Annotated in this window: 22 protein-coding genes; 7 read left to right on the forward strand and 15 right to left on the reverse strand. The window is 49.2% G+C overall.

The features are described 5' to 3' along the window. Positions 1-12: 12 nt before the first annotated feature. From H8L47_RS01405 to H8L47_RS01425, 5 genes are read right to left on the reverse strand one after another with little or no spacing between them, the layout of a single operon-like run. A complete protein-coding gene (locus H8L47_RS01405; RefSeq protein ID WP_186951453.1) occupies positions 13-291 on the reverse strand; it encodes a hypothetical protein in 279 nt (92 codons plus the stop codon). Beyond that, complete coding sequence (locus tag H8L47_RS01410) at positions 291-2,453, reverse strand: portal protein (RefSeq protein WP_186951454.1); 2,163 nt, start codon at positions 2,451-2,453, stop codon at positions 291-293. The genes H8L47_RS01405 and H8L47_RS01410 overlap by 1 nt, the downstream gene beginning before the upstream one ends. Continuing rightward, the gene (locus tag H8L47_RS01415) at positions 2,453-2,917 is read right to left on the reverse strand and encodes a hypothetical protein (RefSeq protein ID WP_186951455.1); all 465 of its coding nucleotides are present in this window, start codon (positions 2,915-2,917) and stop codon (positions 2,453-2,455) included. The genes H8L47_RS01410 and H8L47_RS01415 overlap by 1 nt, the downstream gene beginning before the upstream one ends. Continuing rightward, positions 2,914-4,476: a terminase gene (locus H8L47_RS01420; RefSeq protein ID WP_186951456.1), complete on the reverse strand. Its 1,563-nt coding sequence runs from the start codon at positions 4,474-4,476 to the stop codon at positions 2,914-2,916. Before H8L47_RS01420 ends, H8L47_RS01415 begins: the two co-directional genes overlap by 4 nt. Beyond that, positions 4,469-5,131, reverse strand: a complete 663-nt coding sequence (locus tag H8L47_RS01425) for a terminase small subunit (protein WP_186951457.1) — start codon at positions 5,129-5,131, stop codon at positions 4,469-4,471. Before H8L47_RS01425 ends, H8L47_RS01420 begins: the two co-directional genes overlap by 8 nt. Before the next feature lie 109 nt (positions 5,132-5,240). Here H8L47_RS01425 and H8L47_RS01430 point away from each other — a divergent pair, with 109 nt between their 5' ends. Next, positions 5,241-5,945, forward strand: coding sequence for a hypothetical protein (locus tag H8L47_RS01430; RefSeq protein ID WP_186951458.1), 705 nt, complete (start codon positions 5,241-5,243; stop codon positions 5,943-5,945). Between the two features lie 7 nt (positions 5,946-5,952). Here H8L47_RS01430 and H8L47_RS01435 read toward each other — a convergent pair whose 3' ends face one another. The 9 genes from H8L47_RS01435 to H8L47_RS01475 form a co-directional block, all read right to left on the reverse strand. Then, positions 5,953-6,207, reverse strand: a complete 255-nt coding sequence (locus H8L47_RS01435; protein WP_186951459.1) for a hypothetical protein — start codon at positions 6,205-6,207, stop codon at positions 5,953-5,955. Further along, positions 6,204-6,677, reverse strand: coding sequence for a hypothetical protein (locus tag H8L47_RS01440; RefSeq protein WP_222616363.1), 474 nt, complete (start codon positions 6,675-6,677; stop codon positions 6,204-6,206). The genes H8L47_RS01435 and H8L47_RS01440 overlap by 4 nt, the downstream gene beginning before the upstream one ends. Next, positions 6,674-7,030 carry a DUF1064 domain-containing protein gene (locus H8L47_RS01445; protein WP_186951461.1) on the reverse strand — a complete coding sequence of 119 codons (357 nt, stop codon included), beginning with the start codon at positions 7,028-7,030 and terminating at the stop codon, positions 6,674-6,676. The genes H8L47_RS01440 and H8L47_RS01445 overlap by 4 nt, the downstream gene beginning before the upstream one ends. 41 nt (positions 7,031-7,071) lie before the next feature. Beyond that, positions 7,072-8,274, reverse strand: coding sequence for a DUF1376 domain-containing protein (locus tag H8L47_RS01450; RefSeq protein WP_329605350.1), 1,203 nt, complete (start codon positions 8,272-8,274; stop codon positions 7,072-7,074). Further along, a complete protein-coding gene (locus H8L47_RS01455) occupies positions 8,271-8,597 on the reverse strand; it encodes a nuclease domain-containing protein (RefSeq protein WP_186951462.1) in 327 nt (108 codons plus the stop codon). The genes H8L47_RS01450 and H8L47_RS01455 overlap by 4 nt, the downstream gene beginning before the upstream one ends. Before the next feature lie 53 nt (positions 8,598-8,650). Continuing rightward, positions 8,651-9,172, reverse strand: coding sequence for a hypothetical protein (locus tag H8L47_RS01460; protein WP_186951463.1), 522 nt, complete (start codon positions 9,170-9,172; stop codon positions 8,651-8,653). Next, entirely contained in the window at positions 9,169-10,188 is a 1,020-nt protein-coding gene (locus tag H8L47_RS01465; protein ID WP_329605351.1) for a DNA-methyltransferase, read from the reverse strand. The genes H8L47_RS01460 and H8L47_RS01465 overlap by 4 nt, the downstream gene beginning before the upstream one ends. A 131-nt stretch (positions 10,189-10,319) precedes the next feature. Further along, a complete protein-coding gene (locus tag H8L47_RS01470) occupies positions 10,320-10,565 on the reverse strand; it encodes a hypothetical protein (RefSeq protein WP_186951465.1) in 246 nt (81 codons plus the stop codon). Between the two features lie 202 nt (positions 10,566-10,767). Beyond that, positions 10,768-11,121: a CII family transcriptional regulator gene (locus H8L47_RS01475; protein ID WP_186951466.1), complete on the reverse strand. Its 354-nt coding sequence runs from the start codon at positions 11,119-11,121 to the stop codon at positions 10,768-10,770. An 88-nt stretch (positions 11,122-11,209) separates the two neighbouring features. On the opposite strand from H8L47_RS01475, the gene H8L47_RS01480 reads away from it, so the two are divergent. The 5 genes from H8L47_RS01480 to H8L47_RS01505 all read left to right on the forward strand — a co-directional run bounded on the left by H8L47_RS01480 (position 11,210) and on the right by H8L47_RS01505 (position 14,651). Continuing rightward, on the forward strand, positions 11,210-11,389 hold the full coding sequence (locus H8L47_RS01480) for a hypothetical protein (protein WP_186951467.1): 180 nt from the start codon (positions 11,210-11,212) through the stop codon (positions 11,387-11,389). Positions 11,390-11,476: 87 nt separating this feature from the next. Then, positions 11,477-11,740 carry a hypothetical protein gene (locus H8L47_RS01485; RefSeq protein ID WP_186951468.1) on the forward strand — a complete coding sequence of 88 codons (264 nt, stop codon included), beginning with the start codon at positions 11,477-11,479 and terminating at the stop codon, positions 11,738-11,740. 579 nt (positions 11,741-12,319) lie between these two features. After that, a complete protein-coding gene (locus tag H8L47_RS01490) occupies positions 12,320-13,024 on the forward strand; it encodes an XRE family transcriptional regulator (RefSeq protein WP_186951469.1) in 705 nt (234 codons plus the stop codon). A gap of 29 nt (positions 13,025-13,053) precedes the next feature. Next, on the forward strand, positions 13,054-13,497 hold the full coding sequence (locus H8L47_RS01495) for a hypothetical protein (RefSeq protein WP_186951470.1): 444 nt from the start codon (positions 13,054-13,056) through the stop codon (positions 13,495-13,497). Positions 13,498-13,823: 326 nt separating this feature from the next. Further along, complete coding sequence (locus tag H8L47_RS01505; RefSeq protein WP_186951472.1) at positions 13,824-14,651, forward strand: hypothetical protein; 828 nt, start codon at positions 13,824-13,826, stop codon at positions 14,649-14,651. 61 nt (positions 14,652-14,712) lie between these two features. On the opposite strand, the gene H8L47_RS01510 is transcribed toward H8L47_RS01505, so the two are convergent. Continuing rightward, on the reverse strand, positions 14,713-15,003 hold the full coding sequence (locus H8L47_RS01510) for a hypothetical protein (protein WP_186951473.1): 291 nt from the start codon (positions 15,001-15,003) through the stop codon (positions 14,713-14,715). 200 nt (positions 15,004-15,203) lie between these two features. Here H8L47_RS01510 and H8L47_RS01515 point away from each other — a divergent pair, with 200 nt between their 5' ends. Then, positions 15,204-15,425 carry a hypothetical protein gene (locus tag H8L47_RS01515; protein WP_186951474.1) on the forward strand — a complete coding sequence of 74 codons (222 nt, stop codon included), beginning with the start codon at positions 15,204-15,206 and terminating at the stop codon, positions 15,423-15,425. The last annotated feature ends 294 nt before the right edge of the window (positions 15,426-15,719 follow it).

Genomic DNA, 15,719 nt, shown 5'->3' on the forward strand with positions numbered 1-15,719 from the left:
CCTGCGAGTTGTTTAGTTGGTTTGGTTGATTTCCTGCTTGCACAGCTCGCCATCAGCTACGCACACCCGCATAGTCCGGCCATTGGCATCCTTGAAATACTCGATACCACCCAGCATTTGCGCTGTCACGGCATCAGCAGGCGCTTCCTTCAGAGCTCGGACGCGGTCCAGACGATCAATAGGCTCAAAATCCGCCTGTGCTTTCAGTTCATCTGCGGCTTCTTCTGTCGGTTCCACAGGGTTGGCCTGCGGTTGAATCGCGCTCGCGATTGGTTGTGCCTTCTTTGCCATCATCCTGCTCCTTGAATATTGTCTGTCGGGGTCATCGTTTCAATTCCAGTTGCTGCACCATCAGCTTGTAATGGTGCTGGCGGCAGTGCTTGCGTCGGTTGATCAACTGGAAGAGGCACCATTTCAGGCGCTTGCGGCATGCCTGGGTTCTGATCCCTAAATCCTACAGACTTCAGTAGCTCGTCGGCAACCGGGGTCACTCCTGGCACTTGCGCAATGGTTTGACTGGCTTGCATCGCCACATACACTGCCTCGATTGTCTTCTTCAGGCGATCAGCATCTATCTGTTCACCCTGGGCATTTGCCTTGACGATGTCGGCCTTGGCCTGCGCCATTTGCGCTTCGATTTGAGCCTGCTGTAAGGCCTGTTGCTGCTGCTGTGCCTGCTGTTGCTCAGGCGTTGGCGGCTCGTCCGGGTCCGTCATGCCAGTGATTTGGCGTATGCGCTGGATGACCAGTTTCTTGTTGGGCAGGTCAGCGAGTTCAAATACAGTGTCCAGCAAGGCAGTGACGACTTGCGGTGCTGTAGGTGCCAACTGTGTCAGCAACTGCATCAGAGACTCAAAAGCTGCCTGCTGCAGCGTCTGCTTCCAGGCGTTCTCACCAATAACGAACATCGCTTTGCGCGCTGTCATGTCATTCAGCAACTGGCCTGTTACCGGGTCTTTCTGATTGATGCGGACATATTCCCGCTTCTTGCGCTCACCGGTTATGCTGAATGTCTTGGCTTCGTTGTAATACTGTTCAATCAGGCTGAGCTTGATTTCACCTTCCATCTGACGCGAGAACAGCATGTTGTCAAAAATCTCGGCAGTTTGTTGACTGCCCTGCTCTGACTTGCGTTGGATGGCAATGCCGGATGTCGCATTGGTGTCACGGCCAAGGTTCTCGCTGGTCACTCCAGAAGCATTGCGGATAATCTCGCGGTCGGCCTGTGCCATCTGCAAATGGCCCTGCGCAACATCGTTCTCACGGTGCGTTTTCAGTTTTTCCAGACCACCTTTTGCAAGTAATACAAACGCGTCAGGTGCCTGCAATTCATCCCGCGCTTCTTCTGCAGTCATCACGTTGTCATCGAAGGCATCCGCTTCTGCGATCACCTGGTTGGTGGAAATGACGTGTATTGCCTTGGACATACGCTTATTCAGGGCGTCCTGTGGGCTACGCACCGGCCTGATGACTGAGTAAGGCGCATTGTCCTTCTTCCGGCGATAGCACCAGTACGGCACGAACGGAAAGCGATTGTGCTTGTACGGGCTGGGGCTGTCGTTGATGATGTACTTAGCCGTCATGATCGTGCATTGCATCAGCATGCGCGTACGATCAATAGCAGAAACGCCCTTGCCTGTCGTTTCCTTGGTCGGCTCTTTGTACCAGGCTTCAATCAGCGTGACGCGCTCACGGTCGTTATGTTCCCATGCGGAATAGTCGTACATGTTGTACTTGTCCGTGGTCCCTTCATAGTCACTACTGCTGTCAAGGCGTTTGCCATTGAAATATTCGAGAAACTGTTCCTTGTCTTGGTGGACCGCTGACGCACGCAACTCCCGCTCTTTGTCAGGGAAATATGCGATTGCAATATCCAGATCTAATGTCCTGAATCTGAATAGGTAACGACTGTCTTCCAAGTCGTCACGTGTACCCAGGCTGTCATAGAGGATATTGCGCCATGATTCAAAACGTGAATATATGGGCTCATCCTCTGGATCAGGTGATATGCCGATTTCCAGCCAACCGAGGCCAGCTTTAAAGCAATCATCGGCTGCGGCGCTGCGTTCAAACTCAACACGATTCACGTCTGCGATGTACTTCAAGAGCTTGGTTTTGCACTTGGCATCCTCGTCTGCACCCTCGTCGTCATCACGGGCCATGACTTCAAAATCTACCCTGGTGCGCCGTTCAACACCTATTAGCCAGTCAATCGTGGGCTTGATTTCGTTATAGACAGTCGGCTGCTGGCCACGGTCCTTGAGTTCGGCAATTTCGTCCGGACGCCACTGAATCGAGTCGTAGTAGTCTTCATCCAGCGCCATCTGGAACCTGTTGGCCTGCTGCCGGCGCATCTCGGTTTCAAACCAATTGTAGAGGCGGCCATGCTTAATGCGCGCCTTTTCTTCCTTGGACGCATTTACACCTGGCTTTTCTTCGGTTACGACACTCATTACAGTAGGCTCTCGCTTATCACTTTACCGTTCACATCGGTCTGGGTTACCTCCAGAATTCCCTTGCCCTTGGCCTCTAATCTTGAGGCGCGGGACGCTGGTGGCATGGTTAGCAAGTCTGGGAGAAACTGGATAATCACGTCAACCAGGGTCGAAACTTCGAGACGGATCAACGCACGGCCAAGCGTAGGCAGTGCTGCAGCAGCTTCCATGAAGCATTCCTCAGTTGGTTTGCCGTCTGGATTGGCGTACTTGCCAGCGCTGGACAGACAAACGCCAAATACACCGGCACCCAGCCCACCAAGCGGTGACCAGATGAGCATTACTGGCTCGCCGTCTGCCATATCCCACTCAAGTGATACGCAGTAGCCTTTGAATTCGGCTGTCTTGTGAGTCTTGGGCCCGCCAATGCCAAACATCGCCTGGCCAGTGGCGGATACGATCATTGATTTATTGAGGTTCAAGCTGTTCTCCAGTTACGTTCTCGTTTAGTAAGTTTTGTGCGGGTGACATTGAGGGTTTCAAATGCCTGGGCGAATTGACGATAAGAGTCCGCACCTTCGGAATGAATGTTGTGCTCAGGTGTCGCATTCCAGCGCCCTTGTCGTGTGTTCCAGGTCTTTCTATAGCCAGCCAGGTGCTCAATACCCTCTTTGCAGGCGGTCTCGTCAAACCAGCACTGACTAAATGCAGCTCTCGTAACTTGAATGCCGTGCTGGATATCTGAGACTCGAGGCACGATCTCCCATTTGCCGCCTATTGAGAATTTTTCCAAAATATCAATTGGGGCTTCCACGTCTTCGCCCTGCTGTCGTTCGTGGTCTGCATCGTGAGGCAAGAAATGCGTCCCCCAGACGTAACCAAGCTCTTGAAGCTGCTTGATGTAGTAGGAATATCCTTCGCCCCAGCCTTCAATGAAGCCTATGAAACGATGCTGCAGACCCACCTTTTGATGCAGCCAGATCGCGGTACCGTCTGTATTGCCGATATCCCAGAAGGTATTGACAGGCACGCCTTCAACGAATGGCACCTGGCCAATACGCCCTGATTTACGCGCTGCTGCCAGTTGTACTGCGTAGTAGGTGCCCTCGGTACTGACTTTGAATGCTTCCTGTGGCGTGCTGGGATACTCTTGCCACATCTTCTCAGGATCGCCAGAAAAGTCAGCCTCCCTGGTAGCGACGTACCAATTGCGCTGCGCGGCATCCAGCGTGCACTTCATCAGCCCTTCTATCTCTGCGAAGTACTCTTTGTCCTTGTCAGTGATGATGACCGATGCCGTAGGCATCCTGTACGCTGATTCCTGCCACCATGGATAGAAGTGAAACCGGAAGTCCCTGGCATTCAGATCACTGCCCTGCTCATGCTTGGCCATGGCCTTCTGCGTTTTATCAAAGAAGTCGCCTTCCTGACCCTCCGCAGTGGATTCGATGATCGTGATGCCGTCCAGCGGTACCGCAGGCAGCGAGCCCGTCATGATCTCTTTGGCTTTGTCCTTGAACTTGGCGCAGATCTTCCCGTATTCAGAGACATGCAGGCGATGAATCGTGCCCGAGCGCATGGAGGTGGCAACACGGATGGAACTGTTATTGTGTGCAAACAGCAGCTCGCTGGCGCTATCCCTGGCGAGCGGCATTGCCTCTTTGAGAGCTTCTGGCAAGCGCTCATAAGCCAGTTTCACCTTGTCCCTGAAGATGACTTCGGCAGCTTCCCTGTCCTGTGCAATGATGCCGCAACGCTGATCAGGATTGAATAAGGCGTGGTCAAGCCAAAGAATTGCCACCAGCGTCGTAAAACCCAACTGCCTGGCCTTCAGGATGATGTTGCGGTACCAGAGACTCCCTATAAACCGGCGCTGTGACCGGTTCGGCTTGAACGGTACGACCGAGCCATCGCCGTCGTCGCTCTTGACCATGATCTTGTACAGATAGCCGCTGCAAACGCGCCACATCGGATCAGCCAGGCACTTTGCCAGCTCTTCCTCTGTCTCTGGCTCAAAATCCAGCGGGACAGCTTCACTCATCGGCGCTATTCACTTTCTTGACGACCTTCAAGCCACTGCCGCGCATGGATTGAAGCAAGCCAGCCAGCGTGCCAGCAGCAGCTTTGCCTTGCTGGCCATTGTCTTCGCCATAGCCGCCCAGATGCTTCATGAGCATATCCAGGGCAGCTTTCTTATCGGCCAGTTTGTATTTCTTGGTGTAGCCGATAAAGGTGCGATCCTTGCCGGTGCCGGCAAACTCTTCAGTCACGTCCAGGCCAGCAACTGCTGCAGCCGTGTCGTCACTCAGTTCTTGTATGGATAATGGATTGCCATCGGCGGCGAACAACTGGCGCGGATCGAAGAAGGCCAGCCTGGCAATCTCGCGCAAGGTGCGCTCCAGGGTAATGCCCGTCTCATGCTTAACAGCCTCCAACACTTCCTGTTGAGCTTGTTGAATTGCCTGTTGAATTCTTTCATTTTTCAACAGCCGGGAACCTTGTGAACCAGCAGTATCGGCAGAGTAGCCGGCGCGAATGGCTGCTTTTGTCGCATTTCCGTCCTTCAGATACTCAGTCAAGAACAGGCGCTGGGTATCCGTTAAACCGTCAGCGCCCTTCTTGTTGCCAGACGGTTTAACAGCTTGTTGCGCGGTTTCTGTTGAATCCTGTTGAGAAATTGACTGATCTTTGTTCATGCCTGTATTACATCAAGCATGATTGTGTTGTTCAACTAGGGTCGAAACGTGCGACTAAATCAAGAATTTGATTTAAGATATACTTTTATCATGACATAGTACTACTTTTATGAGCGCCAATCCTATACCAGAAATAAAGTCACATGTATATGTCCCAACAATTCTGACGATAATTTGGTTTCTGCTGGGTGGGTTGATCGTTTATTCGAAATGGCCCTTTACTCCGGAACTAAAAATAAATGAAATTGGCGATGCACTAGCTGGATTCTTTTCCCCTGTTGCGTTTTTGTGGTTGGTATATGGATATTTGCAGCAAGGGAGAGAATTAAAATTAAGTTCCGATGCCCTCAGACTTCAAGCGCAAGAATTACAAAACTCTGTACAACAACAAAAGGCACTTGTTGAAATTGGTCAAAGCGAGCTTGCTGCGATGCAGCTGGCAATGGAAAAGCAATCTGATCAAGAAAAAGAGAAATTCCGCCCAGTTTTTTTTATTCAAGGCCAAGGTACCGGCTCTGGGAAGCAAAAAGTAATACGAGTAACTTACACGATCAAGAACACTGGTTCTACAATTAGTAAATTTGAAATTTCATCTGAAAACCTTCTCATAGAGCCGCACAAATATGAAATCTTTCAGAGAGATCAAACTATTAAGTTTAGCTTTGAAATTGACGCACTTATTGAACAGAACTTGACAATAACATGCGTTTACGTGAATGGAGAAGGAGTTCAAGAAAAACAAACTGCTGTGGGGCTACCCGAACGAGGAAGCGCAATTCACGTTTTTCCAAGATTCGAAAGAGTGCCAGTTTAGGTAAGCATCATTTCAAATTTTCAACACCAGCCTTCTTTACAATCTTTCCATGCTCCAGCAAATGGTCAAGCGACAGCTCATAACTCCCGCTGGCCATACGCCCCTCGCCATCCACAGCGCGCACTGTCACCGTCTGCGACTGCACAACCACTGTGGTTATCTTACGGACGTTGACAATTGAGCCTGAAGGCAATTCTATCCAGGCCCCGACACCGACTTGGTCATCAATCAGATTTGCTGACTTATCTTGTTTTGTACTCATGCAGCCTCCTTTAATCTTTCAACTTGTTCTTGTATCTGGGTATCACGTATCAGCCCGCTGGCGTATCCGACTGTCATCCGCAATGTGGCGGAATGCATGCGATTGAAACAAGCCCGGCAATCTTCGGTATCGCAGAGTAGGATATCCACGTCATTCTTAAGTTTCGAAGCCAGTCTGCGGAGTGGCTCCATATCAATCACGACGCCAGCACGTTTTTCGTGGATTTCGAATACATCGACAACACCCATGATCGCGGTATAGCTTTCGTACCAGTACCCGTCAACGACATCCTTAAACACCGCAGTGCCGTCGTTTTGAATATCTGCCGTGCCGTCGCACTCCAATTGGTCGACAATCGCCAACAGCGGGTCAAACAACGCCTTGATACGCCATGGTTGTGTCTTCAACAGCGCATTGTCTGGATTCCACGGCTTACGCACCTTTTTTGTCCGTTTCGAACTCGCCATCACTTTGTCTCCCTGATTTCGATGTCAAAGACCGACTTCATGAGGTGACGCTTGATGATGTAGCCTTCGGTCAGCTTGCCCTTCACGTCCTCAACGATCTGTTTGCCGTTCTCGTTGTAGGTAAAGTCTGCGCGATACACCAATGCACGCTTGCGCACACCCTGCACCATGCACGCCGGTGCCAATTCAAACGACACCTGCCGCGTCAAGTTGCTGATTTCGCCCATGCGTTGCAGCATCTGGAGCTGGTGATAACGCTTTGCCTCGGCCATCGAATCGAATTTCTCGCCATCCAGGATGGTCTTGCGGTTTCTGTACTTGCTTGGCTGGCCCTGCTGAATCAGCCGTGAACTCATGCGCAACTGATTCAATTTCTGCTGTGTCAATCTTGATACCATTATTCGCTTTCTAAAGAATATTCGACACCAAGGTCACCTGGTATCGATGCACGTTTCATTTTCAATGCGGCCTTGAGCGCCTGGCTTCTGCTCTCCTTTGCTGCTGGCGTCATGTCGCGCTTGACCTCTGGTTCTGCAATGATTGTTGGCGTGACGACCTTTGGCGGCGGTTGCGCCGGTGTGACATCAGGCCCATCGATGGCGGCTTGCACCCTGGCTTTGAACGTCGCCATGTTTTCCCCTGGGTACGGCGCCAGCTTGTGCTTGCTCCCTTCAGCCAGGATCAGTTCGTCAGATGTCCACCATGGCGTCTTGCGCTTGCGCTCGCCAACAAGTGTCTGGCAGGTAGCCTTCAGGAATGCAATCGGGTCTACTGGCCTCTGCACGGCGGCAGTGCGCAAGGCTTCGATAACAATTTCATCGCCGTAGTCCTTGCAAAGCTTGCCAACAACTGTCCCGCACTGAGCGACTGGCGTGCCTGCCTCGAAGAGGATTGACTTGCCTACAGCCCAAAGCTCGGTCTTGGTCATCTGGTCTGGAGATTTGGCCAACCCTGGGCTTGGCGCTTCAGCGCCCTTACCGTTAGGTAAGGAATAATTAATAGTTCCCTCTCCGTTCTGTTCCCTCTCCGTTCCCTCTCTGTTCCCTCTAAGAGGGTTTTCCGCTGGAATTCCGGTGGAAAGTGGCTTGCTTTCCGGTGGAATATTTTCGCTATCCGGCAGAATTCCATTAGGGTATGCTCCGGATTTCCACTGCTCAAGCGATGGAATTCCAACTGGGGGTTTCTTCTCATGCGTGCGTTTTACGTTCTCTTTCCGCATGCGGTCACAGAATTTACCGTAGGCGTGGCGCTCTTTCGCTGCGTATGCCGACACAGCTTTGTCGGCTATCACCGGGTGGTAAAGCCTGCCATCTGAACATTTGATAAACCCATGCAGGGCTTCGGCGCGCACCTTGCGCCACTCCTTTACAACCCTGCCATAGCCCGCCAGGTTGGCAAGTTCAATATCATCATCAGGTAATGAGGATGCCGGTGTCTGGTGCCAGGCAGCGCACCATAACAAGATTGCGGCGCGAAAGGCTTCACCATCAGCAGATGCCGCGAATCTGGAGTCGCGCAGGCGGCGCACATCCAACTCCATATATTGGAAATCACTTAAATCGCAATCGGGGGGCGTCAATGGCGCTGGTAATTCAATCACTCGTTTTTCTCCATTAATCCCATACGTTTTAAAATTCGGTGCGTGTGTGCCACTCCTTCCTTGAATTGAGCAATCATCAATTCATAGCTAAACCCTTTTGGCCTGGCCATGCGCCCGTCTAGTACGTCATGGCAGGTCGAGCAGCCAAAAGCTGCAGCAGTATCAGGAGCCTTCAAGCCCATGCCCTTTCCATCTTCCAGAAGGTTGGAATGGCACAGTACTGTGGTGTCAGGGTTGTAATTGCAGGTCGGGAAGCGCAATGTGCATTCCTGGGCCCGAGCAGCGTTGCGAATCGGCGTTATGCGTGGACGACTGCTTTTCATGCGCTTCGTCCCCGGCTTCATGCGCTTTTTTGACGGTTTTATGCTGGATCGCTTCATACGTTGTAATTTGCAAGAATCGCTTCCATGCTCAGTTCAGACACCGCAGCTGACACATGCGGCCAAAGATACTTCTGCGCGTGCGGCGTCCGGAAAAACTCATGCGTGCCGGCGCAGTAAATCTGGAACTCACCCTCATCACATTTCTTATATGAGATAGACCTTGGCACCGGGAACACACCGCCTTTCGGGCCACTGCACCATATAACCCAGCCAGATCCCACCTTCAGCCAGAGCCTGAACATTTCTCGGTCTTTAAAGCGCTCCTGGTTCTTGAAGATTTCCCCCTCCAGTTTCATCTGCTTTCGATGAACTGGGCCAAGACGAGGAATCAGGGTTTCAATTGAAAAGAATTCGCCACTACCAAGGTTCCAGACCATGCGCCAGAAATTTCGCCAGGCCTTTTGGTCTTCTTCGGCTTGACCGTCAACCATTCCATACAGACAGTCACGCAAGACTTGACGTTGAGTCTCGGTCAGCTCTTGATCTGATTTCTTTGCGAGTACGATTTGGCTCATGCTGCCACCTCGACCTGAGCAAATAATGTTGAATCTGCCTGGATACGTTTACGGGCAATTTCCGCATAAGCAGGGTTTAGCTCAATGCCTATGCAATTTCGCTGCAGGCGATCGGCAACCAGGCCTGTGGTGCCAGCGCCAAAGAAAGGATCCAGTACAGTTCCGCCAACAGGGCAGCCAGCTTTAATGCAGGTTTCCGGTAACTCTGGTGGGAATGTGGCAAAGTGAGCATCCTTGAAAGAATGCGTTGCCATGATCCATACAGAGCGCTTGTTTCGACCAAGTGGGTTATATTCACGATCGGACATCGTCATCGGTGGACGTGACACGCCATCACTGCGGCCCTTGTAGTTGGGCGAAGAAATACCGCCACTAATAGATTTGACTCTTACTCGCTTGCGCATTTCTGAATCAGTGCCGTGCCCAAACCCAACACATCGAGAAAGTCGTTTTTGTGGCTTCTGACCAGGCACTTCATAGTCTTTCGTATCAAACCTATTGCGTGAGGCCTCCGGATCACCAGTTGCCGGCTCCCTAATAGCGTCTGCGTTGTAGAAATACTGCTCGCTCTTGGTGAGCAAGAAAATGTATTCATGTGACTTTGTACAACGATCGCGCACCGACTCTGGCATGGGATTCGGCTTGCTCCATACAATATCCTGTCGCACCCACCAGCCAGACTCTTGCAGTGCTATTGCCAGTCGGTGAGGCATCATGCACAAGTCTTTAGGTTTGAATCCGTCTAATTTCTTGCGATTGGGCTGCGTGTTAACGTGCCCGCGACGAATAAAGCGCTCGCCCTGGGCCCCACCACCAGGCGAACGGCCAACTGCGCCGGCACCGGTTGCATAGCTATCCCCCATGTTGACCCAACATGTACCGTCAGCCCGCAAGACACGCCTCACCTCTTCAAACACATCAACCATGATCGCAATGAATTCACCTGGCGTGGGCTCCAGACCAATCTGTCCTTCGACTCCGTAATCTCGCAGGCCCCAATATGGCGGGCTTGTCACTACACAGTGAATTGATTCAGACGCGATAGTTTTAAGCTGCTCGCGTGTATCACCGATTAAAATCATTACGCTCATACCTCAACCTTTTCTTGCAAGCACTTTGAATATTGGTCTAAAATAATTTGAGTCATTTATCGAAACCCTATTTTTGTTAATTGATCAGAAGCCCGGGCGGGTGCAACCGCTTGGGCTTTGCTTTTTGTGGTTACTGACTTGACATTGATGTATGTGGCGTACTGGACCACGTCACGTATCGTGCTGGCGGCCACACCGTAGACTTGAGCCAATGCACCATAACCACGGCCATGCTTGTACGTCGCGTGCGTCGAGCGAATCTGGCGCACCTGGTCATCTGTCAACTTGCGGCGGCGCGTCATTTCACACCTCGGCACAACCGGCAGTATTTGAAAATTGCTTCGCCTTTTTTATTTCGGAATTGCTGAACAGAACGGCGACGACCATTGCAACGAAAGCCTTCACAGCACCTGGTTGCCGTGACCGTATGCACAGTTGACAGCGACTTATTGACGACCTGGTGAATGTATTGAGTAGTAGCTGGAGATTCGTACGGCATCGTTGCTACCCCACAAATTGCGTGAAAAATTCTTCTGCACTACTCGCCTGGGTAATCTTGGTTCCCGCGATGGTCATCAAGGCTTCAACGACCTTGGGCGAATAGGCGTGCTCAGTCGGCACCGCTTCAACACCAATCACAGCCAGGAACTGCGCCAGGAAAGTCAGCTCACCTTCATTGATCCAGCGCCCCGCTGTCGTTTCATGCACACCGAACGCATCAGCGATCGTGCATACCTTTGTTTTTTGCACTTGTTGCAGGAGAGCGCTTTCTATCCTGCGTGCTTTTGCGAGCTGCACATCCGATAATTGGATCGTTGGCTTGCGAGAAAAGAGTGGTTCATTTCCTTGTGTATTCATGTTTGTATATTTTTAACTTTAGATGCCATAATTGCATGTTAAAATTGAAATGTATTACTTTTTTAATTGCCCACGAAAGGGGTACAAAATGGAACTCAAAGAAGCTCGTGTTGATGCCGAAAATCTGCTCGAAGCACTCATAAAAAATCAGCCCAACCTAATTCAGCCGGGTCCGCATCCCTCGGCAGCAAACAATGGAAAGAACCTTGCTGAGTTTTGCTTCACCTTTATAGAAACGTATGCGGCCAGCCTCGTAGCGAGAAAGTAGTTCTATATCCATAATCTGGATCGGCTTTGCCAATCTGTAGTAATCAAAGCCGATCCCGATCAGTTTGATTTTCCAGTAAAAACCCTCATGCAAAATATTGATCAAATAAGAAACGACCTGCAATTCACAATTGGACGAGTCAACGGTATCCACATGTTGCTGCTTACCATCGCCAGGGCACTTCCTCATGACGTTGCCGCTGCCTGCGTCAACGAATTAACTTTGTCCGTAGAGCGCGCAGAAGCTGACCTGCTTGCTTTACCAATCGCCGATATCGCAATACAAGAAAACATTCGCGTCGTACGTGAAGGGATTTTTGTTCTGTCAAAGGCGGCACAAGAAATCCGTTGAATCGTCCATCTTCATTGATACCAACTGAATATTGAGAGCTGCCAACCGGCTTCCTAAGAGAAAACAAGGTGTAAATCATGATCGTCATGTCCTTTATTGAATTGGTTGTTGTGACTAAAACTGGTATATCTGCTGTAACTGTGTGCATCGTCGTTTCGGCTAATTGCCGAGCCTTTGCCTTATGGCCCGCAGATATCGCTTTATAACGAGGCGATACCAGATCAGCTGGGCTGCAAGCTTCTGGCTCACGGATGGGCGAAAGGTGAACCTTTTAGAACTGCTGAAAAAATCCATCACATTCGCTTCCATCTATGTGGCTGATACAACGGTGCACTTCTCTTTGTGAAGCTCACTCAGCCGCTGTCCTATCTTGAAAGAAAGACGAGTTCCGCGATCACCATTAAGTAATGCGCTAATGAGGGATTGGCTGCACGGAACCATTTCAGCCAATTTTTGCTGAGTGATCCCTGTGTCAAGCAAGTCAGAAACGGTTTTTTTGGTATCCATGAAAACAATTATCACGTTTGTGTTTATCAATGTCAACACCTTTGTGTTTATGTTTTATATTACATTCGTGATATGAAAACTTTAGCAAGTCGCTTATTGCAAGCGCGCACGAAAAAAGGGCTGTCTCAGGAACAGCTAGCCAGGCTAGTCGGAGTTTCTCAATCTACAATTGGGAACCTTGAGGCTGGTATCCGCTTGACGTCCAGAAACATCACTGCGATCGCAGAAGCATTGGATGTTGACCCTCGCTGGCTGGCGGATGGCAAGGGCACGATGAGTGCAACTAATAATGATGCCGGTTCTGTGGTCGCTTTGGATGTTCCGTACAGACCTGTGACAATTGCAGATCCAAATGACCCCGAGTGGGTGGAAGTCAGGAAAGTGCAATTGAAGCTTGCCGCAGGCATAAGTGGTTTTTCCATCGATCATGACGCCGATGACGGACAATCGTTACCTTTCAGGCGGGGCTGGGTGGAAAAGAACGGATTTGCACCATCAAAATTGGTGGCAATTAAAGTGAAGGGCGAGTCAATGGAACCGTCACTTTATGATGGCGATACTGTTGTGATTAATACAGCGGACATAAAACCAAAAGATGGCGAGGTCTTTGCGGTCAATTATGAAGGCGAGGCCGTAGTAAAGCGAATGGTTCGCGACTTGGGCCAGTGGTATCTGGCATCTGACAATGCGGACCGGAAATATGCTCGCAAAGCTTGCCAAGATAAAACATGCATCATTATTGGCAAAGTTGTACATAAGCAAAGTGATCGAATTTAGCGGTCCAACTACATTCACCAAAATCTGAAATGAAAAACTTACTTTGTGGTGCCATCTTGTTTTTTTTCAGTGGTTTTTCGTTGGCGGATAAGTATGGTGTGGATGAAAGTATTGGCGACGCACAATCTCTTCCAGCTTGGCTGCTTCCCGTTTTGTTCATCGGACTTCTGATTTACCATTTCAAAACAGTATCTGAATTGAAAGACGAAAATATCTCGACAGCTGCTAGAAAAGATAGTCAGATTTTGAAAATTTTCGATGAGTTAGAGAAAGAGAAAAAAGGAAAAGAGGACGCTTTACGCAGCTTACGTCAAGCACTCCTGGAAATAACTCACGGAAAACTAAAAATTTACGGTCAGCATCAGGAATTGAAAGTACTGAAAAGTGCTTTGCAGCTGTATTTTGAAGGAGAAATCTATGATACGGATTTGTTTGAAGCCGTCGAGCCATTTTTTCCAAATTACGCAAAATGAACTTTCTTCATTATGTGTTGGTGGCTGCAGTGGTTTTAACGCCGCACGTCGCAGAAGCCAAGATCCCCAGGTCAAAAGCGGCAGTCTCAGAATTTAAGAGACAGAACCCTTGCCCGATTACTGGCCTGCGCAAGGGGAAATGCCCTGGTTACCAGGTTGATCACATTATTCCGCTAAAGTGTAGCGGGCCCGATACGTCTGCAAATATGCAGTGGCTATCAGTGGAGGATCACAAATTGAAAACAAGAAAAGAAGCTAAGCTTTGTAAAACCAAACTATAGAAGTTTCCCCAAAACTTGAAATAAAAGGTTATAAAGGAAAAGTATATGCCTACCCTCTATGCTTGGGCGAAGCCGGCTTTCTTTAATGGATCCCTGATGGATCACACTTGGGTCACTGATTACGACAATAGAACGCAAAAATATCTAGATATCAACGAGGTTGTTGCAAATGGTAAAAACTATTGGTACGCCTGGGGGGACTATCATATACTGGGGTCAACACCACTGTTGACTGATGGATTTGTTTGTGGTGGAGACGGTTCACTTCCGTTGGCAAAGTGCCTTTGTTTACCAAACGTTCCTTCAAAGCAAAATCATCTAGCTAGAGGAACGATATTTAACTATGGTATTGAGGGAGTATGTCATCAACTAACAAATCAGATACTTGCAGCTACTGATAGTAAATTATTAGTAACAAAAGTACGTGGTTATATCCTTACAACGATGTTTTTTGGTGATTACGGTAAAAGTGAAGACAAGTTTTGGAACTCAAAGTATACAGGATGCAGCTCTCAGCCTGACAGTTACCGCTCAGATTTAATGAGCTTTAAGGAGGTTCAAATGAACCGACATGTTGATACATTCGAGACTCGAGCTCGATCCATATTATCTGGCAAATCAAATCATCACAAATTGAATAAGCTTCTTGAGTTGCGTCGAGCTCAACAAAGCTATCTTCATTCACTTTCTGACAAAATTGATTCTGAGAAAATCAGTTACCCAAGTGCCGAAGAACTCAATGCTAAATACAATGAGTTTTTGAGCCAGGCCGCAGATTTGCTAGGACCAGCCGCATTTCAATCTATATTTGATTTTCCTCCTGATACAGTTGTTAAATTGGTGGATGAGTCGCAACTCAAATCAGCAGCTTAGATTAGTACCTAGATTGCTCAATTAAGCATTTACTAACCCGCCTCGGCGGGTTTTTTATTTTCTAATGCTTTTGGAGATAACAGTCCAGGACATTCAACCCGTTCTTACCGCATTCAGCAATTTTATTCACTTGCGGCTGAGCAAAGCTGCCCAATGCAAGGCCAAACACTGCCCAAAGGATCACTTTCGGCAGAACCATATCCTTTGGCAGCTCTTCTCGTTCAATTACTGCCCCAACATATTTAAAACTACGAAACGCCACATACAGCGCGGGAAACAAGACCGTGCCAGCCAATGAATACAGTCCAAAACTGAAATATTCCATTCCACCCTCCCAATTTAAACGGCTCATGCCGCAAAGAAACAATAGCTTAACTTGTTGAAAAAATCAGACGGATAAACACCGTTTTTTGGGCTATTTAATGAGTTTTTCAAAATATCTTGATTATCAAAGATAAATTTCAACACTGTTATCACAAATGTGTTTGACATCCATAAACACATACGTGATAATTAATCACATCGCAGCAAACAATTAATCAGGAGCCAAAGATGAACACACAAACACCTTTCAACCTTGCCCCAGGCCACTTTGCCCAGCCAGCGGTTGACTCAAAACCGATGCTCATCAACGGCCAAAACCTGATCGATGCATTCGCTCAATGCGGCATGGAACAGTGCGAAAAAATGGCCGCGATGCTCGATCAAGGACGGTACGAAAACTTTGGTCGAATGATGTTCAAGGTCATGCGCGAATGGTCTGAAGCTACTTAATAAAAATTGGTTGCCGCCACCAAGTATCAAGGCGGCAGGGAAACTCAGATGCCTGAATCTTCTGACCTCTGTATCGGGTGATACCTCTAGTCTTGAGCAGGGACGGACAGTCGGGAAAGACCGACAAAGAATTGCAGTAGAGAAGAGTCCAACCTTCGACGGGTTGCGCGAAACAAAGCAAGTTATCAAATGCTGCGTTGGCGTATCAATCTGAAGACTAGAGGACGCCGAGGACGGAAGGCAGATGCCGTGACAGCCTGGAGAGACAGGCATCAAAACAAAACCGGCTTCCCC

The organism is Undibacterium umbellatum (genome assembly GCF_014284125.1).
Classification (GTDB): Bacteria; Pseudomonadota; Gammaproteobacteria; order Burkholderiales; family Burkholderiaceae_D; genus Undibacterium; species Undibacterium umbellatum.